The sequence below is a fragment of the Thiohalocapsa halophila genome, assembly GCF_016583825.1.
Classification (GTDB): domain Bacteria; phylum Pseudomonadota; class Gammaproteobacteria; order Chromatiales; family Chromatiaceae; genus Thiohalocapsa; species Thiohalocapsa halophila.
This window is the reverse complement of the sequence record NZ_NRRV01000040.1, coordinates 18,011-38,196: the sequence shown is the minus strand read 5'-3', so window position 1 is coordinate 38,196 and position 20,186 is coordinate 18,011. Positions and strand designations below refer to the sequence as shown.

The following is a 20,186-nucleotide window of genomic DNA, read 5'->3' as shown; positions in this document are numbered from 1 at the left end:
CAGAACGACCATGTCCAGGAATCGCGAGAGTCATGCTAGGCGTCCTGAGCCCGCACTACTGCCAGGACTTCTGCGGGAGATAGCAATGGAAGCTCGCCGCGTCTGAAGTCATGGCGATTGGGGTCACGATGAGATCGGCGCCCGCGACGCGCGCGCTCCGATAGATGACTGGGTCCTTCAAGTCCAGCCAGTCGCTGTCCGTAGCGGTCCGGACAGCGACGGCCGTCACGTCGGTTACCACGAGCATGGACAGCAGCGCGCGGACATGCGCCCGCGCGGCGGCAGAGGGCTCTCGCGTTTAAGCAGGAATAACAGCCTGTCGACTGACGCCGCACAGATGCGGCCGTCGAGGACACGCGTTCGGCGAGGGCCATGACCGCGCCAGCATCGCTAGCGTGCGGCTCGCGTTCGAGCAGCACGTCGACGATGACGTTGAGGTCGATTAAGGCGTTCATGATCGGCGCGACACGCTCTCGCTGTGTGTTTCAACCTAGAAAGGGCAGTTGGCGACGCCGAAAATCATGCAACGCATTGATTTGAAGAGTGACTGTCCAACTGCGGAGCAGTTGAAGACGTCACCGATCGGGTGAGACGCCCCACCGCCGATTTCGCTTAACCGACCGCAGGTTATCGCCCGAGACTCGGACCAACTGCCGGATCTAGGTTCAAATGTCTTTCCGATCCGAAGGCTTGTACGCGGCACCCAAGTGCTTCTCTGCGAGATGCTCCTTGTAGTCGTCGGGATCGATCCGGCTGCCCCTGATGGCGCCGAGCAGGCAGCGCACGCCGGGGGTTAGGTCCTCGGGCGCGGTCGCCGCGGTCTGGGCGTCCAGTGCGGCGAAGTAGTCCACGACCAGCTGCGAGACGGACTTGCCTTGGGCCTTGCTGATGGCCTTGGCACGGGCGATCAGGTGTTCGTCCAGTCTGAGCGTCAGCTTGGCGTTCATAAGGGGGGTCTGCGCGCTTTGGTGGGCCGTACATTTTGGGCCAACGCTATACCTCCCCTTGGTCCAGATCGGGGGTGGCAGCCCGGTCGCCGTCCGAAGGCGGTTGACAAGTCTGCGCGGCCGCCGGCGTTGCCGAGAGTACACCCTCGCCATAGGCACCCAACGCCTCCCGCAGCTGCGCCACGACTGCCTCCCGCAGCGCCGCCGGCGCCACCACCTCGCAGTCGGCGCCGTACTTGAGGATCTCCATCACCAGCTCTTCGGGGTGGGCGTAGGGCAGGGTGAGCTGCCAGCGGCCGTCGGGGAGCCAGCTGCCGTGCTGGTCGGGGTGCCAGTGCTCTTCCGCCACCCAGCGGGCACGCTCGGCGCTGAAGCGCAGGAGGGCGGTCTGCGTGGGGCTGCCGGTGTAGGTGCCGTAGCCGTCGTCCAGGCGCGCCGTGGTGTTTTCCGAGTCCAGCTCCAGGGCCTGGTCGGCGAGCAGCTCCGCGGTCTGCACGCGCTCCACCGCGAAGCGGCGCAGGTCGTCCGCACGGTGGCACCAGGCGTCGAGGTACCAGTTGCCGCGGACCCAGCTGAGGCGGTGCGGCGAGATGTCGCGGGCGGGCTCGTCGGCCGCGGCCGGGCGGCTGCGCGGGCTGTAATGGATACGCAGCCGGTGGCGCTCGAACAGGGCCCGTGCGAGGGTGGCGAAGGTCTCGCCTGGGCAGGGGCGAGTGCCGGGCATTTGCAGGCTGATGCGGCGGGCGATGTCGGCTGGCTTGATGCCGCGCTGCGCGAGCAGGGCCTCGATGCGTGCGGCGATGGGGGCGGTCTGTGCGGCGAGCAGGCCGGGCTGGAGCTGGCGCAGCAGCTCGCGGGCGGCGAGCAGTGCGTGGAGCTCGGCAGTGGTGAGCCAGAGCCCCGGCACCTCGTCGGTCGGGTCCGGTGCCGGTCCGCTGAGGTACCAGCCGCCGCGGCTGCGGTCGAAGGCGAGGGGTGCGCCGAAGTCGTCCCGATAGCTGTGCAGGGCGCGGCGGGCGGTGGACTCGGAGCACTCCATCCGCTCCATGAGCTGGCACAGGCTGATGGGTGTGCGGCGGCCCGCGAGGATGCGCTTGAGCTGGGTGATGCGGTGCAGCTTGTCCATGGCGCTGGAGGTTACCGGCTCGAATGCTCTTATGGGTGGATGGTGACTCCCCCGATTATGCCTCAATGACGTGTACATGGAAGCCCCGCGTTCACATTAATGGCGAGCCCGTGTGGCGTGCGCCAGCGTGAGGCTCCGTCTTTGCCTCGTCGCCTGCGCTTCCCGCATTGGCGCGGATCGGCGCATCTCGGTACACTCCCGCCTTGGGGCAATTCCCCCATCCCGCCCGGCCTTATCCGGCCTGTTCCGACTGTTCCCTTGGTGGCAGCAGCAGTTTTCTGTTTCGAGATATCCTCATGGCGAATGACAGTAACGTGACCTGGCATGAGCACCAGGTGACACGCGAGGCGCGCGAGCGCCTGAATGGGCACAAGGGTTGTGTCATCTGGTTCACGGGCCTATCGGGCTCGGGCAAGAGCACGGTGGCGAACACCCTGGACCACCTGCTGTGGGGCTATGGCTTCCACAGTGCCGTGCTGGACGGCGACAATGTGCGCCATGCGCTGAATGCCGGGCCGGGCATCTTGCGCGATGCGCACGGCGACGATTTCGCCCAGCGCTTCGGGCTCGGTTTCTCGGCGACGGACCGGGAGGAGAACATCCGCCGCATCGGCGCCGTGGCGGGCCTGTTCTGTCAGGCCGGGCTGATCGCGCTGACGGCCTTCATCAGCCCGTACCGGGTGGACCGGGACCGGGTGCGGCGCAACCTGCCGGACGGGGAGTTCATCGAGGTGTTCGTAGACACACCGCTGGCGGTCTGTGAGGAGCGCGATCCCAAGGGTCTTTACAAGAAGGCCCGGGCCGGCGAGATCAAGCACTTCACCGGCATCGATGATCCCTACGAGGCGCCGCAGGTCCCGGAGCTGACCCTGCTGGCCGGCGAGCGCACGCCGGAGGCCTTGGCACACGAGGTGATCGACTACCTGGTGGAGCGCACGATCATCCCGCAGCCCGCCGGGCGTTGAGCTCCGCGCCGCTGGTACAGACGCCAGCTGTCTTCGGGGCCGGCTCGGCAGCGGCAGGTCGCGGCCGGGCCGCAGCGGCAGCGGTGGTTGTATCGGCGGCGAACGGGTCCGCGCTGCTGCGGGCGTTGGCGCTGGCGGCTGCGGTGCTGCTGCTCGTCACCGGCTGCGCCCGCCAGACCCCGCCGGCGGACACCCTGGTTGTGGGGCAGGTGGCGGCACCGCGCTCGCTCGACCCCCAGGTCACCACCGCGCTGAACGACTTCCGCATCCTGGTAAGCCTGTACGAGGGGCTGGTGCGCTACCGCCCCGGCACCCTGGAGCTGGAGCCCGGGCTGGCGACGTCCTGGAGTGTCTCCGACGACGGCCGGGTCTATCGGTTCAAGCTGCGCGAGGGCGTGCGCTTCCACGACGGCAGCCGCTTCGATGCCGCGGCGGTGCGCTTCAATTTCCAGCGCATGCTGGACCCGGAGCACCCCTTCCACGACACCGGCCCCTTTCCGCTGGCGTTCTTCTTCGAGCAGGTGGAGCGCGTGGTGGCGGAGGACCCGCTGACGGTGCGCTTCGAGCTGAGCCAGCCCTTTGCGCCTTTCCTGTCGAACCTGGCCTATCCGGCGGCGCTGATGGTGTCGCCGGCGGCGGTGCGCCGCTGGGGGGCGGACTATGGCCGCCACCCGAGCGGCACGGGTCCGTTTCGCTTCGCGGGCTGGCAGCGCGGCGGTCAGGTGCGGCTCACGCGCTTCGAGGATTGGCACGGCGGGGAAGCGCCGCTGTCGACCCTGATCTTTCGGCCGCTGACGGATCCGATGACCCGGGTGGCGGAGCTGATGGCGGGCGGTGTCGACCTGGCGCTGGAGCTCTCGCCGGACAATGTGGCGGCCTTGCGCGGGCGTGACGGCTACCAGGTGCTGGAGGCCACGGGGCCACACCTGTGGTTCCTGATCCTGAACACCCGCGACGGGCCGCTGGCCGATGAGCGCGTGCGGCGTGCGCTGAGCCATGCCATCGACCGCCGGGCCTTGGTGCGCGACGTGCTCCGGCGCACGGCGGCGGTGGCGGACGGCCCCGTGCCCGAGGCGTTCCATTGGGCCTTCGATCCGGATCTGCCGAGCTATGCGCACGACCCGGCCCAAGCCCGCGCGCTGCTTGCCGAGGCGGGTTACGGCGCCGGGCTGACGCTGGACTTTCTGGTGCCGCGCGGGGGCTCTGGCATGCTGGCGCCGCTGGCCATGGCCACCGCCATCCAGGGGGACCTGGCGCGGGTGGGGGTGCAGGCCAGTATCCAGAGCTTCGAATGGAATGCCTATCTGGCGCGGGTCAACGACGGCCTCGATAAGGACACGGACCTGGCGGCCATGGCCTGGATGACCAATGACCCGGACACCCTGCCGTTTCTCGCCTTGCGCTGCGATGCGGTGCCGTCCGAGGGCGGCTTCAACTCCGGCTGGTACTGCAACCCGGCGGTAGACCGGCTCATCGATCAGGCGCGGACCACGACGGATCGGGACGCGCGCGCTCGGCTGTATCGGGCGCTGGCGCGGCTGGTGCAGCACGACGCGCCCTGGGTGACCGTGGCGAGCTGGCGGCAGAATCTGGTGCTGCGCGATGACGTGCGGGGCATCCGCCTGGAGCCGTCGTTCGCGCTGCGGCTCGAGAACGCCCGCAAGCGCTGAGGGCGCGGCGGCCTAGCTCGAACCCCGCACCTGGCGCGCCCACACCGGGGGCGCCGACTTTCAGTCGGCTGCTCGCGCGAGTTGGCTCCGCGGCCGGAGCATGGAATACCCACGCCCCGCAAATCTCGTGACCGATAGGTCGGCTGAGCGATAGCGTAACCGCACCATCACCGGGTTACGCGCGTGCCTCGCGCCGAAATGCATCCACGCCGGAAAGAAAAGGGGAAGCTCACGATTGTGGGACTAGCTAACTCCCACGTCGGCAAGATACAAGGGTGGATGAGCGTAATGAAATCCACCGACGTCCTGGGCAAGTATTGCCTGCCGGCGGTCCACACGTGCCTCGGCGTCGGTCGCGACGACGCAAGCAGGCCCGACAATCAGGCGGTTAGGGTAAGCGCGGCGTCGGGCTTCGTTCCTCAGCCCGACCTACGGCGAGTACTTGCGTAGTCCGCGGAGCGTGGGAGTCAGAGTCGTCGCGAGTTGGATTGATGATCGACCCCGGTGACCAGACGAACCCCGGTCCGACACGGCGGCTGCCGTAGCTCGGGTCAGCGACAGCGGAACCCGGCACTCAGCTAGGACCCGCCGCCGATCTCGATGCGCACCGGAAAGCCGCTGCCCGGCGGCGGTTGCTGCGGGCGCTGCTTCCAGGGGTCCGTGAGCTGGTCCGCGAGCCAGATGCCGAAGGGCCCGAGCAGCGCTACCCAGATCCAAGCGGATAACGGCAGGTCCAGCAGCTCGGGGCCGCCGATGAGCGGCAGGGTGATGTCCCAGGCCGGGCCCAGCAGGGCGTTCAGGGCCTGTGCCAGCAGGCCCAGCAGCAGGGCGGCCAGGGCCGGCAGCAGGATGCGACTCCAGTCGCCGGTGGCGATGCCGGCGAGGGGGGTGGGGCGCCCGCGCAGCTGCTGCACGGCCGCCGCCAACAGCAGCGGGGCGGTGAGCGTGAGCGGATAGATCCAGTCCGGCCAGAGCGCGGCGCCGGCGAGGCCGAGCAGCGCCACCAACAGCCAAATCCAGCCCTCCTGGGGCGATGCGGCGCCGCCGTCCAGCGGCTGCGCCCGGCTTACCGCGCCGAGTATCCGCGGAAAGGACGCGAGCCACTGCCGCAGACTGAGCAGCGCCGGCAGCAGCACCGCATAAGCCAGGGACGTGCCGAGCACGAAGGGCACGGTCTCAGTGGCGGACGGATAGACCCAAAGCTGAAGGAACAGATTCACCCAATGGAACAGCCAGCCCGCGACCAGGCTGGCGGCGAACAGGCTGCGGAAGTAGCCGGGGCGCTGGCTCAGCAGACAGCTGTCGGTGCGGCGCTGGGTGTCGGCGTTGGCGAAGACGGTGGCCGCGAGCATCACCAGGGCGACGGCCGTGCTGACCGCGGCACCGTCGGCGGCGACGATCGCGAGCAGCAGGGCGAAGACGCCGAGCCAGGCGAAGCGGGGGATGCGCCTCGCCGGCGAGCCCGCCAAGCGGCGGGCCGGCGGGCGCCGCGGCCAGGCGAAATAGCCGGCGGCGGCGACTAGGGCCAACGCCAGCAGGCTCGTCAGCCAGGTCCACAGCGGGCTCGCGGCCAGCGGGTCCCAAGCACGGGCGCTCAGCGGTAGGCGCAACAGCTCAGTGAGCGGTACGCCGCCCAGCAGGGCACCGAGCAGCGGCAGCACCAGCACCGCGGCGGCGGCCGCGAGCATCGGCAGCAGCGGCCTCAGGTAAGCGCGCAGTGTCGCCACCACGCAGACGCCGGCCAGGCCTCAGCGCCGGACGCGGTCGATGGTGACGCTGACGGCGCCGGCGTCGGCACTCGACACCGGGCCGGTGGCGCCTTCCAGGTCCCCGGGCTGCGGCATGGCCTGGCCGCTGGGCGACACGCGGGCGCCCACCACCACCTGTGGGAAGGACGAGAGCTGCATGGTCGGCATCATGGCCATGCTGTCGTCGAGCCGCACGGTGGCGGGCAAATCCGCCAGCCTGAGCTGCTGCACCGCCAGCGGCATGGGCGGGCCGGCGGCGGCCCGGGCGAAGACGAACACCGTGGTGCTCGGCGGCATGCGCCCGGCGAGCTCCGGTGCGAGGGACACGCTGACCTCCAGGCCTGGGGCGGCGTCGCCCTGGCCCGCGGCATTCGTCGATGGCTCGGCTGCGGCGGCGGCCGACTCGCCGCCGGCCGGCGGCTGCCCTTGCGCGAGCTGGCTGGGCACCCCGCCGGCATCGGGCTGGGCCGTCTGTTGGGTCGTGGATGCCGGTGCCTCGCTGGGTACTGCGGAGCCGGTCGGAGCCTCGGGCTTCGGCTGCGCCTGGTCCGATTCGGCGGGGTCCGATTCGGCGGGGTCCGGCTGGGCGGGATCGGACTGGGCGGGCGCCTGGGACTGACCGCTGGGCGCGGCGGCGGCGGTGGCGTTGGCGGCGAGCTGCATCTCCGGTGGGATGCCGGCGCGCTGCTCGGCCTGGCGGATCAGCTGGCGCAGCTCGTCGGCGTCTTCGCTCTTCGGATCGACTTGATCCAGCACCCGCTTCCAGGCCGTGGCGGCGGACTGGAACTGCCCGCGCTGGAAAGCCACCATGCCAGACAGCCAACGTGCGGTGGCATTGTCCGGCTCTGCGGCCAGGGCCTCGGAGATCAGCGCCGCCGGCTTGCCCAGGAGGTCCCGGTCGTTGTTGGCGGCGATGCTCTCAGCATAGGCTAGGGTCACTTGGGTGTCGTCCGGCAGCAGCTCGTGGGCGCGGGCGAGTGCTCGCTCGGCATCCTGGGTGCGGCCCTGGGCGAAGTAGGTTCGCCCGAGCATGGTCCAGCCTTCGCCGTCGTCGGGCACCTGTTGCAGGCGCTCTTCCAGGCGCTGTACCAGCACGGTCAGCGGCGGCATGCCGTCGGCGCCGGCGTGCTGCTGCTGTGTGGCTTGGCCGCTGCCGGTTGCGGCGAGCTCCAGCTGCGGGATGATGTCGCGCTGGCCGATGAGCAGATACAGCACCATCGCGCTGACCGGCACCGCGAGCACCAGGGCAGTCGCAGTCAGCCCGGGTCCCGGCAGCCGCACGTGGGCGGCGGGCTTGGGGTCATTCGGGCCTAGGTCGGCGCTGTCGCGCAGGAACTCGCGCTCCAGGTCGCGGCGGGCGGCCTCGTATTGGGTGCGGTCGAGCTTGCCGGCGGCGAGATCCATGTCCAGCTCCGCCAGCTGGGACTTGAACAGCTCCAGATTGAGGTCGGCTTGGTCGGTGTCGGCGGCGGTGTCGCTGGTGCGGCGGCCCGCGAGGAGAGGCGCGGCCGTGAACAGCACCGCCAGCAGCGCGAGGCCGGCGGCGAGGATCCAGAAGATGGTCATAACGAAGGGCTAGGGGACGATTCGCAGGAGCGGCTCGGGGCTTTGGGTCATGGGCCGCGGGCCGGTCAGGTGGACTGCTTGGTTGTGGCCTGGGTTGTGGCCTGGGATGTGGCCGAGCTGGGGCCATTGCCGTCGGGGCTGGAATCCGAGTCCAGCAGCGCGCGCAGGCGCTCGCGCTCGGCGTCGGAGATGTCGGCCTCGGTGCTTGGCTTACGTCGCAGCACCGCGCGCAGCATGAAGAAAGCGGCGATACCGATGATGACAAAGGGCCCGAACCAGAGCACATAGGTCGAGGGCTTGAGCGGCGGATCGTACAGCACGAAGTCGCCGTAGCGGGCCACCAAGAAGTCTAGAATCTCGTCCTCGGACTGGCCTGCACGCAACATGCGGTAGACCTCGTTGCGCAGGTCCTGCGCCAGCTCGGCCTGGGAGCCCGCGAGGGATTCGTTCTGGCACACCAGGCAGCGCAGCTTGCTGATGAGGTCGCGGAACTGCGCCTCCTGGGCCGGGCTGTCGAACCGGAACTCCTCGAGCGTGTAAGCGGACGCTGCGCCGGCAAACGTCAGCAGCGCGGCGATGAGGAGGGTTCTGATCAGTGGTGACATGCCTGTTGGAAGTTTGAAGTTTGAAGTGTGAGGTTTGAGGTGTGACGGTGTGCTGCCTGCGGCTCGGTGCGCAGCTGCCGGTCTCCTTGGACGTCGGCGCAGAGGCCGGGCTTGGTCGTGGAATGGTCGCCGTCCATGTGGCCTGCGCTGACTCGACCTACGGCCTGCCGTGCGCGTCGGGCTTCGCTGCGCTCAGCCCGACCTGCGGCGCTTCATTCCTCGGCGCTCGGCCCGGCCGGCTCTGTGGCTAGCCCCTGGCCCGTAGTTCTGCCACCAAGGGCTGGAGCTTCTTCTCCCAGACCTCCCGGTCGATGGGGCCGATGTGCTTGTAGCGGATAATGCCGTCCTGGTCCACGACGAAGGTCTCCGGCGCGCCGTAGACGCCCCAGTGGATGCCGACGGTGTTGTCCGGATCATAGCCGTTGAGGTCATAGGGGTTGCCGGTGAGCCGGAGCACGCGCATTGCGTCGGCGGCCTCGTCCTTCCAGTTGAGGCCGACGATCTGAAAGTCCGGCACCTCGGACAGGCTCATCAGCGCCTGGTGCTCGGCCCGGCAGGAGTTACACCAAGACGCCCATACGTTCACCAGAGAGATCTTGCCCTTGAGATCCGCCTCGGTGACCGTCCGGTTCGGGTCCTCCAGCGCCGGCAGGCTGAACTCCGGCACCGGCTTGCCGATGAGCGGCGAGGGCACCTCCCGCGGGTCCTGCCCCAGGCCCCACACCAACAGCGCCACCAGGGCGCCGAAGACGATCAACGGCGTCAGGTAGCGCACGGACTTGGACATGGCCATTGACGCGGTCCTCAGGCGGTGGCCGCCGCGGTGTCCGCAGCGGGCTTGCGCGCCTTGGCACCGGCGAGGCGGTAGCGCGGATCGGACACGGCGAGCCCGCCGCCCAGTGCCATGAGGATGGCACCGAGCCAGATCCAGCGCACGAAGGGCTTGTAGTAGAGCCGTAGCGCCCAGTCGCCCGTGCTGCCCACCGGCTCCCCCAGGGAGACATAGATGTCGCGGAACAGGCCGGGGTCGATGGCCGCCTCGGTCATGGGCATGCCGCCGCCCATATAGGACCGCTTCTCGGGATAGAGCTTCGTGACCTGGCGGTCGCCGCGGTAGACATTGAACTCGCCGCGCTGAGCCATGTAGTTCGGCCCGGGTGCCTGCTGGGCGCCGAGGAACTCGAAGCGGTAGCCGGCCATTTCGTAGCTGTCCCCGGGCGACATGCGCACGTCCTCCTCCAGCTGGTAGTTGGAGAGGACGGTGACGCCCACCACGAACATGGCCACGCCGACGTGGGCGGTGACCATGCCGTAGAAGCTCCGCCCGCTGCCGCGCAGGTCGGCCAGGATGGCGGGGCCCATGCGCTTGAGTCCGCCCTTGTTGCGCAGGCGCTCGCGCACGATGGCGATATGGGCGAAGAGGAGCCACGCGGCCAGCGCCAGGCCAACGGGCACCCAGAGCGTCTTGGTGTTGAACATGGGCAGGGCGCTGATGGCCAGCACCGCGACGGCGAGCGCCAGGGCCCACCACAGGGTCTTCACCAAGCGCAGGGGCTCGTCGTGCTTCCAACGCATGGCGGGGCCAAGGCCGATCAGCACCGCCAGGAAGGGCGAGAGCGCCAGGAACATCTTGTTGAACCAGGGGAAGCCGACGGAGATCTTGCCCCAGTTGAAGGCCTCGTAGATGAGCGGTGCGAGCGTGCCGAAGAGCACCAGCACGGTAAAGGCGACGAAGATCAGGTTGTTGCCGAGCAGCGCCGACTCCCGCGAGAGCAGGCTGAAGCGCCCGCCGTCCGAGACCTCCGGCGCCCGCCAGGCGTAGAGCGCCAGCGAGCCGCCGACGACGACGCACAGGAAGAGCAGTATGAAGAGCCCGCGGGATGGGTCGGTGGCGAAGGCGTGCACCGAGGTAAGCACGCCCGAGCGCACCAGGAAGGTGCCGAGCAGGCTCAGCGAGAAGGCGCAGATGGCCAGCAGCACGGTCCAGCTCTTGAAGGCCGCGCGCTTTTCGGTGACCGCCAGGGAGTGGATCAGCGCCGTGCCCACCAGCCAGGGCATGAGCGAGGCGTTCTCCACCGGGTCCCAGAACCACCAGCCGCCCCAGCCGAGCTCGTAGTAGGCCCACCAGGAGCCGAGCATGATGCCGATGGTGAGAAAGACCCAGGCCACCGTGGTCCATGGGCGGGACCAGCGCGCCCAGGCGGCATCGAGCCGCCCGCCGATGAGGGCGGCGACGGCGAAGGCGAAGGCCACCGAGAAGCCCACATAGCCCATGTAGAGCATGGGCGGGTGGATGGCCAGCCCCGGGTCCTGCAGCAGCGGATTCAGGTCCCGCCCTTCGGCAGGCACCGGGAACAGCCGCTCGAAGGGATTGGACGTGAGCAGCATGAACAGCAGAAAGCCGATGGCGATCATGCCCTGCACCGAGATGACGCGGGAGACGACGGTGAGCGGCAGGTTGCCGCTGAAGGCCGCCACCGCAGCGCCCCAGGCCGCCATCATCAGTACCCACAGCAGCAGCGAGCCCTCGTGCCCGCCCCAGACCGCGGAGATCTTGTAGATGGTGGGCAGCAGGGTGTTGGAGTGCTGGGCGACGTAGAGCACCGAGAAATCGCTGGTCAGGAAGGCCTGCGTCAGCGCGAGGAAGGCGACGGCGATCATGGTCAGCTGGCCGTAGGCGAGCGGTCGGGCCATGGTCATCCAGGGGCGGTTGCCCGAGAGCGAGCCCGCCAGCGGAAAGGCCGCCTGGACGACGGCCAGAAGCAGCGCCAGGATGAGCGCGAAGTGTCCGAGCTCCGGGATCATTGGGTCACCGTTTGGCCAGTGGCCGGCATGGAGGCGGCGGGCATGGATTCGGTGGAGGTCTCGACGACGCCCTTGGCGTGGGCGGTCTGCAGGGTGTCTTCCACCTCCGGCGGCATATAGGACTCGTCGTGCTTGGCCAGCACCTGATCGGCGTAGAAGACGCCGTCTGTGCCGATGCGGCCCTTGGCCACCACGCCCTGACCCTCACCGAACAGATCGGGCAGGATGCCGGTGTAGCTCACGTTGACGATCTCGGCGTTGTCGGTGACGTCGAAGTGCACCGTCAGGCCGTCCTCCTGGCGCTTCAGCGTGTCCTCCACCACCAGGCCGCCGACACGGAACACGGCATCTGTGGGATGCTCGCCGGCCTGCACCTGGCTCGGGCTGAAGAAGTAGGCAATGTTGCTGTTCAGCGCCGTGAGCGCCAGCGATGCGGCGATACCGACGCCGACCACGGCGACGCCGACGAACATGAGGCGCTTTTGTCTTGCTTTCATGATGGCTCTCCCGGTGGCACGTTCTGCGTGCGCAGTCTGGCCAATCGACCGACGCGCTGCAAAATGGTTCGACGGCTGCGGCGCAGCACCACGACCTCCGCGACGAGCAGTGCGAAGGTCATGCCGAAGGCGCTCCAGACATAGAAGGCGTAGCCGCCTTGGCTGAGGAAGTCGATCAGACCCTGCATCAGACGCTCACCCCCCGGCTGGCCCGGTGACCGCCCGCATCCAGCCCATCGGCCGCGCCGGCGCCGGGCGGGGGGCTGCTGGACGGACCGGCGCCGGCCTCGTCCACCATCTTGCGCACCCAGGCGCTGTCCTGCTCGCGCAATAGGATGATGTTGCGCAGCCGTGCGAAGGCCGCGGCGAAGGAGTAGAGCCAGAAGCCCAGGGTCATGACCAACATGGCGGTGAGGATGTTGGACTCGATGTCCGTCACGGACGAGCGCTGGTGCAGCGCCGCGCAGTTGTTCGGGTCCGGGCAGTTGATGGACCAGTAGATGATGGGCAGCATCACCAGCCCGACGATGGCCAGCAGGGCCGCGGCCTGGTCCGCCCGGCGGTTGTCGTCGATGGCGGAGTGCAGGGCCATGAAGCCGATGTACAAGAAGAACAGGATCAGCTCGGAGGTCAGCCGCGGGTCCCAATCCCAGTAGGTGCCCCAGCTGGGCCGGCCCCAGAAGGCCCCGGTCCAGAGCGCCAGGAAGGTGAAGATGGCGCCGGTGGGGGCCACGGCATTGGCCATCATGAAGCTGAGGCGCGTGTTGAACACCAGCCCCACCGCGGACCAGGCCGCGAGCACCAGGTACAGCCACATGGACATCCAGGCCGCCGGCACGTGGATGAAGATGATGCGGTAGTACTCCTTCTGCGGATTGGTGCCGCCCAGGCGCTCCGGGGTCTCGAAGAAGCCCCAGTAGAGCGCAAAGAGCATCAGCGCCAGCGCCGCCACCCCGAACACGGGCACGAGCCGGCCTGCCACCGGATAGAAGGCGGTGGGGGAGGCGTATTTGAACCAGTTGATCTTCATAGCCTTCGGCGATCCGTCAGTGTATCACCATCATCAGGGGGCGATTTAGGGGTAAGCCGGCGTCAAGCTCAAGAAAACCGGGCAATACTTCGGGTTTGCCGAAGTCCGGCCGACGCATGCTGCAAGCTGCGACAGCCATCATTCCATGGAGATCCGCAACGCCGCGGCAGCCGCCGGCGGCGCCAGCACCAGCCCGCCGAGGAGGAAGGCGCCTAACAACGCGAAGTAGGGCTGAGTGTCGGCAATTTCGATGACGCTGACGCTCACGGCGCCCGCCCCGTACACCAGCACCGGGATGTACAGCGGCAGGATCAGCAGCGACAGCAGGATGCCGCCGCCGCGCAGCCCCAGGGTCAGCGCCGCACCGATGGCGCCGAGCAGACTCAGCACCGGCGTGCCCAGGGCGAGCGCGGCCATCATCACCCAGATGGCGGTGGCCTCCAGCGAATACTGCATCGCCATCAGCGGGGCGACCACCACCAGCGGCAGGCCGGTGAGCAGCCAGTGCGCGAGGATCTTCGCCAGCACCAGCAGCGACAGCGGCTGGCCCGCCAGCAGCAGCTGCTCCAGGGTGCCGTCGTCGTAGTCCGCCGCGAACAGCCGCTCCAGCGCCAGCATGGACGCGAGCAGCGCCGCTACCCAGACCACGCCGGGCCCCAGCATGCGCAGCAGCTCCCGCTCGCTGCCCACCCCGAGCGGAAACAGGCTCACCACGATGACGAAAAAGAACAGCGTCGTCAGCACGTCCGTGCGGCGGCGCAGTGCGAGGGTGAGGTCGCGCTGGAGGATGCACCAGAAGACGTTCAGCATGTTGGAGAAGTGCGGAGTACGAAGTGCGAAGTACGGGGGCGCCGATGCTGCGCCCGATCTGCTGCCGGCAAATCTGTTCGCCGCGGACTGTTGCGCCGGCGCAAGACGGGTTCTCGCGGCAGCACCACGTACTCGGTACTCCGTATTCCGTACTCGATCATTGCGAAGGTGCGCTCTCAAGCGTCAAGCGCTGAATCTCGCCCTGTGTCAGCTGAACCTCCTGATGCGTGGTCAGCACCACCGCGCCGCCGGCGGCGACATGGCCGGCGATGCGCCGCTCCAGCAGCGCCACGGCGTCGGTGTCCAGCGCGGTGAAAGGCTCGTCCAGGATCCACAGCGGTGCCTTGCTCAAGATCAAGCGCGCCAGCGCGACCCGCTTTTTCTGGCCCTGGGAGAGCATGCGCGTTGGCAGGTCCTCGAAGCCGGCGAGGCCGATCTGCGCCAGCGCGTCGGTGATGGCGGCATCGCTGATCGGGTCTTGGTCGAGGGTTGCCGCCACGCGCAGGTTCTCCTGGCCGGTGAGGTCGGCCTTGATGCCGTTCAGGTGGCCGAAGTAGAGGACCTCGCGGTTGTAGTCGTCCGCTAGCGCCGTGATCGCCTCGCCGCGCCAGCGGATGGTGCCGGCGTCCGGTCGCAGCAGTCCGCACAGGGCCCGCAGCAGCGTGGTCTTGCCGCTGCCGTTGCGCCCGCGCACGTGCAACAGGGTGCTCGCGGGCAGGCCGAAGCTGAGCGCCGTGAACAGCGTGCGGTCGCCGCGACGGCACGCGAGGTCCTCGACTTCAAGCAGGGGATTGGACGGGCTTTCGGCTGGCATTTTAGACGGCGCTGGCGGCCGCGGCGGCCGTTGTGGGATTAAGGTCTGGGGTCAAGGTTTGGGGGCAAACGGTGCTCGTGCTGTGACCGAAGCGAAGTCACACGGGGATGCAGCCGTACGCGGCGAACCATGTGCGGCCGGCCCAGAGCCTTCCCCTGCGCTGCGGCGGCGGTGACGATACAGCCTGACCGCTGGCACCACAACCGAGGCCGTTGCCCTGCGGCTGATCGCGCGGCGGCGCGGCGCCGATCTGCGCCCGGTTACAATAGCGGGCTAGGCTGCGTCGGCCGGGTCGCTTCGCACCGGCGCAGTGGCGCTGCTGCACAGCCGTTGTCTTGGGGGAGCCTCGCCTTGGAGCCGTTCTACATCATGGTCTTCGCCGCCGGCTTGGCGGTGGCCGGTCTGTTCTTTCACGTGCTCGGGCTGTTCTCGCGCCTGATTCGTCCGCGGCGGACCTTCGCCTACGAGCGCCGGGATGGCTTTCTCGATTTCCAGGAGCGCCTTTGTCTCGGCACCGTGGAGGAGGCCGTGGGGCGGGATTTCCGGGTGTTTGCGCGGGTGGGCGCCGGCGCTGTGCTGGTCGGCGACAGCGACCTCGGCCGCCGCCGGCGCCGCGCTGCGATGCAGGCCCTGGGGGGGCGGGTGTTCGATTTCCTGGTGTGCTCGGCGGCGGATGCCTACCCGCTGTGCGCGGTGCTGGCGAGTCCGCCGGAGCCGAGCCGGGCACGGCGGCGGGAGCTGGCCGTGCTGCGCACCGCTTGTGCGGATGCGGGGCTGCCCTGGGTGGAGCTCACGCTCGCGGACGGCTATGAGCTGACCGCGATGCGCCGGGAGCTGCTGGATGCCATCGAGAGCGCGGAGGTGCGGATCGCGCCAACCCCCGACCCTGTTGGGCCCGACGAGGAGTCACTCCTCGCCGAGCTGGCGGCAGCCATGCAGGAGCCCGGCGGGCGCGAGAACGGCGGGCGGTCGCGGCGCTGAGCTCCCGTCGCCCACCGGCCGTGCCGGGGCGGCGGGTCTAGAGGGTCACAGCTGGGGGGTCAGCTGGCGGGATCAGCTGGGGGTCAAGCCGGCTGGGACGTGTCTAGCAGTAAACGCCCGTCACGCTCCAGCACCCGAAAGGTGGCGATGGGCTCGTCTGCGGGCGGCTCCTGGGGCTCGCCGCTCTCCAGGCTGAACCAGCTGCCGTGCAGTGAGCACTTGATGTAGGCGCCGTCCAGGCAGCCGTAGGACAGCGGATAGTCCTCGTGGCTGCAATTGTCTTCCACGGCGTAGAAGCGGTCCTCGACGCGGGCCACGATGTAGCCGCGCCCGCCCACCGTGACCGTGGTGAATTTGCCGGGGTCGATGTCGGCGGCGGCGCCGATGTCCGTGAGCTGCTTTTCCATGGCGCCGCCCTCAGCGCAGCCGCCGGGCGGCGGCGCCCGAGTCGAGCACGGCGCGGATGCGGTCCGCGCCGGCATGCTGGGTCTGCTCGCGGCCCAGGTGCCAGAGGATCAGCGCACCGGAGAACACCAGGCTGTCATAAGTGGGGCCGCGCTGGCCCTCCAGTGCCGCCATACCGGCCTGTGCGGCGGCCTGGGCGGTGGCGCGCACGTCCACGGCCACGGCGATCTCGTCCCCGGGGCGGCTGGCGGTGGGCAGGTCTTCCGGCAGCTGCGGGGCGCGCACGCTCTGCTCGATGCCCAGCGCTGCGGGGTCGATGTCGAAGGACTGCTCCTCGCCCATGCGCTGGTAGTTGAAGCAGACGCCCTTTTGGCGCAGTGACGGCACCACGCCGCCCTCGACGCCGCGCACCAGCAGGCCCGAGTCGAAGCCCGCGTGGCGGGCCAACAGAGCGTAGATGCGCGGGTAGGGCTTGTGCACATAGCCCGTCACCAGGTGGGTCTTCTTGCGGCCGTGGATGGGCCGGGCCATGACCTCCACGGTGGTGACCACCTGACGCTTGACGATGGTGCCGCGCAGGGGCACCAGATCGTGCAGCTTGGGCGTGAAGGCGCGCTGGTCCACATAGCTCCAGCCGACGGCCGGGTCGCCGATGCGCGCGGCGGCCTCCTGCGGGGAGAGGTCGACGGGGATGCCGGCGGCCTCTAGCACATGGCGGTGGGTGACGCCGAACTTGGGCCCGACGGCATCCAGGCCGTGGCTCACCGCGGGCACCCCGCACTCGGCGAGCACGGGGGCCAGGAAGGGCGAGGCCGGCAGGCAGCGGTTGTAGCCGTCGTAGGGGTCGGCGATATCCACCACCTCGTCGACCTCGGCCACCGCGTGGTCGGTGGCCGCGCGCACGGCCTCGAGCACGCCGCGCTGCTCGTCGTCGGTCTCGCGCTTCATGCGCATGGCGATCATGAAAATGCCGCCCTGCACCGGGTCCACCTCGGCGTCGAGGATGGCCTGCATGCCGAGGCGAGCCTCGTCCAGCGAAATATCCTTGGAGAGCTCGGGGCCGGTGGCGATGCGCTGGATAATGGAGCGCATCGTGCGTTGGATGTCGTTCATCGCGTCTGACTGCCTGCTGTGTTGAACCGTCGCGCGCCTGCGCGCCGCTGATGGCTCGAATTCGGGGTGGATGGACGGTGCTTCAAGCCGGCGGCGCGGGGCGTCGGCAACCTTCGGCGCACCCGCTGGGATGGCAGCCGTCGCGGTCGCGCTCAGCGCTTCTTGGGCGGCAGCAGATCCGTGATGGAGCCGTGGGCCATCTCGGCGGCCAGCCCGATGGTCTCGTTCAGCGTCGGGTGCGGATGGATGCTCATGCCGATGTCCTCCATGTCCGCGCCCATCTCCAGCGCCAGCACGGTCTCGCCGATGAGCTCGCCGGCGTTGGGGCCGACGATGCCGGCGCCGAGGATGCGCTTGGTCTCGGGGTCGAACAGGAGCTTGGTGAGGCCCTCGTCGCGGTGGATGCCGAGTGCCCGGCCGCTGGCGGCCCAGGGGAAGACGCCTTTCTCCACCTCGATGCCCTGTTCCTTGGCCTCGTGCTCGGTGAGGCCCATCCAGGCGACTTCCGGGTCGGTGTAGGCCACGGACGGGATGGTGAGCGGGTCGAAGAGCGCCGGCTCGCCGGCGATGACCTCCGCGGCCACCTTGCCCTCGTGGGTGGCCTTGTGCGCCAGCATGGGGCCGCCGACGACGTCGCCGATGGCGAAGATGTTGGGCACATTGGTGCGCATGTGCTGGTCGGTCTTGATGAAGCCGTGCTCGTCCACCTTGACGCCGGCGGCCTCCGCGTTGACGAGCTTGCCGTTGGGGCGACGGCCGATGGCCACCAGCACCTTGTCGTAGGTGTCCTCGCCCGGGGACTTGCCCTCGAATTCCACCTTGATGCCCGCGCCGGTGGCTTCCATGCGCGAGACCTTGGTCTCCAGGAAGATCTTGTTGTAGCGCTTCTTGATGACCTTCTGGAAGGCGCGCACCAGGTCCAGGTCGGCGCCGGGCATGAGCTGGTCTTTGAGCTCCACCACGTCGATGCGGCTGCCTAGGGCCGCGTAGACGCTCGCCATCTCCAGGCCGATGATGCCGCCGCCGACCACCAGCATGCGCTCGGGGATGCCGTCGATCTGCAGCGCATCGGTGGAGTCCATCACCCGGGGGTCGTCGTGCGGGAAGCCCGGGATGCGGATGGGGCAGGAGCCGGCGGCGATGATGCAGTTGTCGAAGGCCACCGTGACCTTGCCCTCGCGGCTGTCCACGCCGATGCGGTTCGGCGCCTCGAAGCGCCCGGTGCCCTGGACCACTTCTACGCCGCGCTGCTTGGCCATGCTCGAGAGACCCGTGGTGAGCTTCTTGACCACCTTGTCCTTGCCGGTGCGCATCTTGTCGAGATCGATCTCCGGCGGCGCGAAGGTGACGCCCATGGCGCCCATGCCTTTGGTCTCTTCGATGACGGCGGCGGTGTGCAGCAGCGCCTTGGACGGGATACAGCCGACATTGAGGCAGACCCCGCCGAGGGTCGGATAACGCTCGATGAGCACCACCCGCAGCCCCAAGTCCGCGGCGCGGAAGGCCGCCGTATAGCCGCCGGGGCCGGCGCCGAGCACGGCGACCTGGGCGGTGAGCTCTTTGACGGGAGGTGAGTCGGTCATGGGGACGCCATTGAGACTGAGGAAGTGTTCCGATTGCGCGTGGGCCGTCGTCAGGCGGTCTGCGGTGCGTAGGCCGCCCCGGGGGCCTCGCCGACGCCTGTGTCGAGCAGGGCGCGAATACTGGGATCGTCCGGCGCGAAGGGGTTCACCACGCGCACCCCGGCGATGATCTGGCCAGGGTTCAGATCCTCCGACAGCAGCGTGTCGGCGCCGCCCTGTGCGGCGGCGGCGATGATGAGCGCATCCCAGAAAGACAACTGATGCAGTTGCTGAATCTGCGTCGCGTGCAGCACCGTATCGCAGCCATTTTGCTCCACTTGCCAGGTGCAGTAATGCTCGACGACACTCCGCGCCTTAGCGGACGGCAGCGGCGTCGCGATCTTGCGCGTGACGTTGACATAGAACTCCTGAAGCACCTGGGTGCTCAGGATGCCGCCGCCGCGCCGCCAGAGTGCACTCACCAGGGCCGCCGCGGTCAGCCGGCGCTCTTCCGCCCGCCGGTCGTAGGCGTAGAGCAGGATATTGGTGTCAACGAAGGGCTTCGCGGTCATGCAGCTCATCGCGACTGCTGGTCCGTCCACCCAGGTCGAAGCCCGCAGCCAAATCGGCGAGCGCTCCGCTGCGGGCCTGCTCGAACCGCTCGTTGCGCTCGACGAGCCGCTGCAGCTCCCCGCGGAGCAGGCCGCTGACGGACGTCCCTTGCTCCGCTGCGATGGTTTTGAGCTTTCCGATCAGCTCCTGATCCACGGCAAGTGTAATATTGCGGCGCATGCGCTGTCCTGCTCCCCCTTGACTCGGCTGCACGTGCTTTACGTGTAGCACCATCTGGCACATGCGTCAAATCTGGGTCATCGCCCAGGGTTGGCCGCGGCAGGCCGAGGCGAGAGTCGGCTGGGAGCTCGGACAGTGTCGGCGGCCAGCCTAGACCCGCAGCCCGCAGCCCCCGAGCTGCCGGCGCACGATGGGGTCGGTGCGGTTCTTGGAGGTCGCCGCCTTCATGAAGACCACCACCCGGTCGATGTCGCGGATCACGCCGAGCAGCGTCTGCGGGTCCGGCCAGCGGTCCTTTAGGGACTCGAAGGCCATGTCCATCAGTGCCTCGTCGGCGCGGGAGATGCCGATGGCATAGGCCGTGGCGCAGGCGAGGCCCGGATGGCGGTGGTGGATGCGCCCGGCGAAGCGCCGCCAGGACGCTACCCAGCCGTCCCATTCGGGCTCGGACAGGCTCGCCTTGCTGGTGCGCAGGAAAAGGACGGTCTTCACCAGCTCGTCCTGCCAGTGCCACTCGGGCAGGCCGGCCTTACTGCGCAGGCGGTCGATGACCTTGCCGTGGTACACCCGGCAGTGCCCGCACTGATAGTAGAGCGCCAGGGCGAAGGCGATGTACGCTCGCTCCAGCTCGCCGAGCGTGAAGGGGTCGGACTCCCCGGGCGAGCCCGAGAAGGTGTGTGCGTGCAGCTCGTTCAGCACATCGTTGAACGGCTGCCCCTGGATGGACTCTCGTACGGCTCGCCCGGTCAT

Annotated in this window: 22 protein-coding genes; 3 read left to right on the top strand and 19 right to left on the bottom strand. The window is 68.9% G+C overall.

What is annotated here, in order from left to right:
- Nucleotides 1-55: 55 nt before the first annotated feature.
- The 3 genes from CKO31_RS15960 to CKO31_RS15950 all read right to left on the bottom strand — a co-directional run bounded on the left by CKO31_RS15960 (nt 56) and on the right by CKO31_RS15950 (nt 2,073).
- Nucleotides 56-247 carry a hypothetical protein gene (locus CKO31_RS15960; protein ID WP_200239439.1) on the bottom strand — a complete coding sequence of 64 codons (192 nt, stop codon included), beginning with the start codon at nt 245-247 and terminating at the stop codon, nt 56-58.
- A 418-nt stretch (nt 248-665) separates the two neighbouring features.
- Nucleotides 666-947 (bottom strand): DUF6364 family protein, encoded by a 282-nt coding sequence (locus CKO31_RS15955; RefSeq protein ID WP_200239437.1) that lies wholly within the window; start codon nt 945-947, stop codon nt 666-668.
- Between the two features lie 46 nt (nt 948-993).
- Nucleotides 994-2,073: a helix-turn-helix transcriptional regulator gene (locus tag CKO31_RS15950; protein WP_200239435.1), complete on the bottom strand. Its 1,080-nt coding sequence runs from the start codon at nt 2,071-2,073 to the stop codon at nt 994-996.
- 296 nt (nt 2,074-2,369) lie between these two features.
- Between CKO31_RS15950 and cysC the strand changes: the two genes are divergently transcribed.
- Together cysC and CKO31_RS15940 are read left to right on the top strand one after the other, a co-directional pair.
- Nucleotides 2,370-3,038: an adenylyl-sulfate kinase gene (cysC, locus tag CKO31_RS15945; RefSeq protein WP_200239433.1), complete on the top strand. Its 669-nt coding sequence runs from the start codon at nt 2,370-2,372 to the stop codon at nt 3,036-3,038.
- An 83-nt stretch (nt 3,039-3,121) separates the two neighbouring features.
- A complete protein-coding gene (locus tag CKO31_RS15940) occupies nt 3,122-4,708 on the top strand; it encodes an ABC transporter substrate-binding protein (RefSeq protein ID WP_200239431.1) in 1,587 nt (528 codons plus the stop codon).
- 578 nt (nt 4,709-5,286) lie between these two features.
- On the opposite strand, the gene CKO31_RS15935 is transcribed toward CKO31_RS15940, so the two are convergent.
- From CKO31_RS15935 to ccmA, 10 genes are all read right to left on the bottom strand, one after another.
- The gene (locus CKO31_RS15935; RefSeq protein WP_200239430.1) at nt 5,287-6,435 is read right to left on the bottom strand and encodes a hypothetical protein; all 1,149 of its coding nucleotides are present in this window, start codon (nt 6,433-6,435) and stop codon (nt 5,287-5,289) included.
- A 21-nt stretch (nt 6,436-6,456) separates the two neighbouring features.
- Nucleotides 6,457-8,022 carry a c-type cytochrome biogenesis protein CcmI gene (gene ccmI, locus CKO31_RS15930; protein ID WP_200239428.1) on the bottom strand — a complete coding sequence of 522 codons (1,566 nt, stop codon included), beginning with the start codon at nt 8,020-8,022 and terminating at the stop codon, nt 6,457-6,459.
- A gap of 65 nt (nt 8,023-8,087) precedes the next feature.
- Nucleotides 8,088-8,627, bottom strand: coding sequence for a cytochrome c-type biogenesis protein (locus CKO31_RS15925; protein ID WP_200239426.1), 540 nt, complete (start codon nt 8,625-8,627; stop codon nt 8,088-8,090).
- Between the two features lie 247 nt (nt 8,628-8,874).
- Nucleotides 8,875-9,420: a DsbE family thiol:disulfide interchange protein gene (locus tag CKO31_RS15920; protein WP_242475417.1), complete on the bottom strand. Its 546-nt coding sequence runs from the start codon at nt 9,418-9,420 to the stop codon at nt 8,875-8,877.
- Between the two features lie 11 nt (nt 9,421-9,431).
- Nucleotides 9,432-11,432, bottom strand: a complete 2,001-nt coding sequence (locus CKO31_RS15915) for a heme lyase CcmF/NrfE family subunit (RefSeq protein WP_200239423.1) — start codon at nt 11,430-11,432, stop codon at nt 9,432-9,434.
- Nucleotides 11,429-11,929, bottom strand: coding sequence for a cytochrome c maturation protein CcmE (ccmE, locus tag CKO31_RS15910; RefSeq protein ID WP_200239421.1), 501 nt, complete (start codon nt 11,927-11,929; stop codon nt 11,429-11,431). Before ccmE ends, CKO31_RS15915 begins: the two co-directional genes overlap by 4 nt.
- Nucleotides 11,926-12,117, bottom strand: coding sequence for a heme exporter protein CcmD (ccmD, locus tag CKO31_RS15905; protein ID WP_438874015.1), 192 nt, complete (start codon nt 12,115-12,117; stop codon nt 11,926-11,928). The genes ccmE and ccmD overlap by 4 nt, the downstream gene beginning before the upstream one ends.
- Nucleotides 12,117-12,959, bottom strand: a complete 843-nt coding sequence (ccsA, locus tag CKO31_RS15900) for a cytochrome c biogenesis protein CcsA (protein WP_200239419.1) — start codon at nt 12,957-12,959, stop codon at nt 12,117-12,119. The genes ccmD and ccsA overlap by 1 nt, the downstream gene beginning before the upstream one ends.
- A gap of 138 nt (nt 12,960-13,097) precedes the next feature.
- Entirely contained in the window at nt 13,098-13,769 is a 672-nt protein-coding gene (gene ccmB, locus CKO31_RS15895; protein WP_200239417.1) for a heme exporter protein CcmB, read from the bottom strand.
- A 157-nt stretch (nt 13,770-13,926) separates the two neighbouring features.
- Entirely contained in the window at nt 13,927-14,556 is a 630-nt protein-coding gene (gene ccmA / locus CKO31_RS15890; RefSeq protein WP_200239455.1) for a cytochrome c biogenesis heme-transporting ATPase CcmA, read from the bottom strand.
- 378 nt (nt 14,557-14,934) lie between these two features.
- On the opposite strand from ccmA, the gene CKO31_RS15885 reads away from it, so the two are divergent.
- Nucleotides 14,935-15,564: a DUF2726 domain-containing protein gene (locus CKO31_RS15885; RefSeq protein WP_200239415.1), complete on the top strand. Its 630-nt coding sequence runs from the start codon at nt 14,935-14,937 to the stop codon at nt 15,562-15,564.
- A gap of 83 nt (nt 15,565-15,647) precedes the next feature.
- Here the strand turns inward: CKO31_RS15885 and CKO31_RS15880 are convergent, their stop codons facing one another.
- The 6 genes from CKO31_RS15880 to CKO31_RS15855 form a co-directional block, all read right to left on the bottom strand.
- Nucleotides 15,648-15,971 (bottom strand): Rieske (2Fe-2S) protein, encoded by a 324-nt coding sequence (locus CKO31_RS15880; protein ID WP_200239413.1) that lies wholly within the window; start codon nt 15,969-15,971, stop codon nt 15,648-15,650.
- A gap of 10 nt (nt 15,972-15,981) precedes the next feature.
- Nucleotides 15,982-17,082, bottom strand: a complete 1,101-nt coding sequence (locus CKO31_RS15875; RefSeq protein ID WP_200239411.1) for an anthranilate phosphoribosyltransferase — start codon at nt 17,080-17,082, stop codon at nt 15,982-15,984.
- 152 nt (nt 17,083-17,234) lie between these two features.
- Nucleotides 17,235-18,665 carry a dihydrolipoyl dehydrogenase gene (gene lpdA, locus CKO31_RS15870; protein WP_200239409.1) on the bottom strand — a complete coding sequence of 477 codons (1,431 nt, stop codon included), beginning with the start codon at nt 18,663-18,665 and terminating at the stop codon, nt 17,235-17,237.
- Between the two features lie 50 nt (nt 18,666-18,715).
- Complete coding sequence (locus tag CKO31_RS15865; RefSeq protein WP_200239407.1) at nt 18,716-19,216, bottom strand: PIN domain-containing protein; 501 nt, start codon at nt 19,214-19,216, stop codon at nt 18,716-18,718.
- Nucleotides 19,194-19,436: a hypothetical protein gene (locus CKO31_RS15860; protein ID WP_200239405.1), complete on the bottom strand. Its 243-nt coding sequence runs from the start codon at nt 19,434-19,436 to the stop codon at nt 19,194-19,196. Before CKO31_RS15860 ends, CKO31_RS15865 begins: the two co-directional genes overlap by 23 nt.
- A gap of 150 nt (nt 19,437-19,586) precedes the next feature.
- Entirely contained in the window at nt 19,587-20,186 is a 600-nt protein-coding gene (locus CKO31_RS15855; protein WP_200239403.1) for a hypothetical protein, read from the bottom strand.

Bases quoted from the DNA above. Each gene is read 5' to 3' on its own strand.
- CKO31_RS15925 (WP_200239426.1), bottom strand. From the start codon at position 8,627: ATGTCACCACTGATCAGAACCCTCCTCATCGCCGCGCTGCTGACGTTT.
- ccmB (WP_200239417.1), bottom strand. From the start codon at position 13,769: ATGCTGAACGTCTTCTGGTGCATCCTCCAGCGCGACCTCACCCTCGCA.
- CKO31_RS15950 (WP_200239435.1), bottom strand. From the start codon at position 2,073: ATGGACAAGCTGCACCGCATCACCCAGCTCAAGCGCATCCTCGCGGGC.
- cysC (WP_200239433.1), top strand. From the start codon at position 2,370: ATGGCGAATGACAGTAACGTGACCTGGCATGAGCACCAGGTGACACGC.
- CKO31_RS15915 (WP_200239423.1), bottom strand. From the start codon at position 11,432: ATGATCCCGGAGCTCGGACACTTCGCGCTCATCCTGGCGCTGCTTCTG.
- CKO31_RS15860 (WP_200239405.1), bottom strand. From the start codon at position 19,436: ATGCGCCGCAATATTACACTTGCCGTGGATCAGGAGCTGATCGGAAAG.
- CKO31_RS15875 (WP_200239411.1), bottom strand. From the start codon at position 17,082: ATGAACGACATCCAACGCACGATGCGCTCCATTATCCAGCGCATCGCC.
- CKO31_RS15865 (WP_200239407.1), bottom strand. From the start codon at position 19,216: ATGACCGCGAAGCCCTTCGTTGACACCAATATCCTGCTCTACGCCTAC.
- lpdA (WP_200239409.1), bottom strand. From the start codon at position 18,665: ATGACCGACTCACCTCCCGTCAAAGAGCTCACCGCCCAGGTCGCCGTG.
- CKO31_RS15960 (WP_200239439.1), bottom strand. From the start codon at position 247: ATGCTCGTGGTAACCGACGTGACGGCCGTCGCTGTCCGGACCGCTACG.
- ccmD (WP_438874015.1), bottom strand. From the start codon at position 12,117: ATGCAGGGTCTGATCGACTTCCTCAGCCAAGGCGGCTACGCCTTCTAT.
- CKO31_RS15920 (WP_242475417.1), bottom strand. From the start codon at position 9,420: ATGGCCATGTCCAAGTCCGTGCGCTACCTGACGCCGTTGATCGTCTTC.
- CKO31_RS15955 (WP_200239437.1), bottom strand. From the start codon at position 947: ATGAACGCCAAGCTGACGCTCAGACTGGACGAACACCTGATCGCCCGT.
- CKO31_RS15855 (WP_200239403.1), bottom strand. From the start codon at position 20,186: ATGACCGGGCGAGCCGTACGAGAGTCCATCCAGGGGCAGCCGTTCAAC.
- ccmE (WP_200239421.1), bottom strand. From the start codon at position 11,929: ATGAAAGCAAGACAAAAGCGCCTCATGTTCGTCGGCGTCGCCGTGGTC.
- ccmI (WP_200239428.1), bottom strand. From the start codon at position 8,022: ATGACCATCTTCTGGATCCTCGCCGCCGGCCTCGCGCTGCTGGCGGTG.
- CKO31_RS15880 (WP_200239413.1), bottom strand. From the start codon at position 15,971: ATGGAAAAGCAGCTCACGGACATCGGCGCCGCCGCCGACATCGACCCC.
- ccsA (WP_200239419.1), bottom strand. From the start codon at position 12,959: ATGAAGATCAACTGGTTCAAATACGCCTCCCCCACCGCCTTCTATCCG.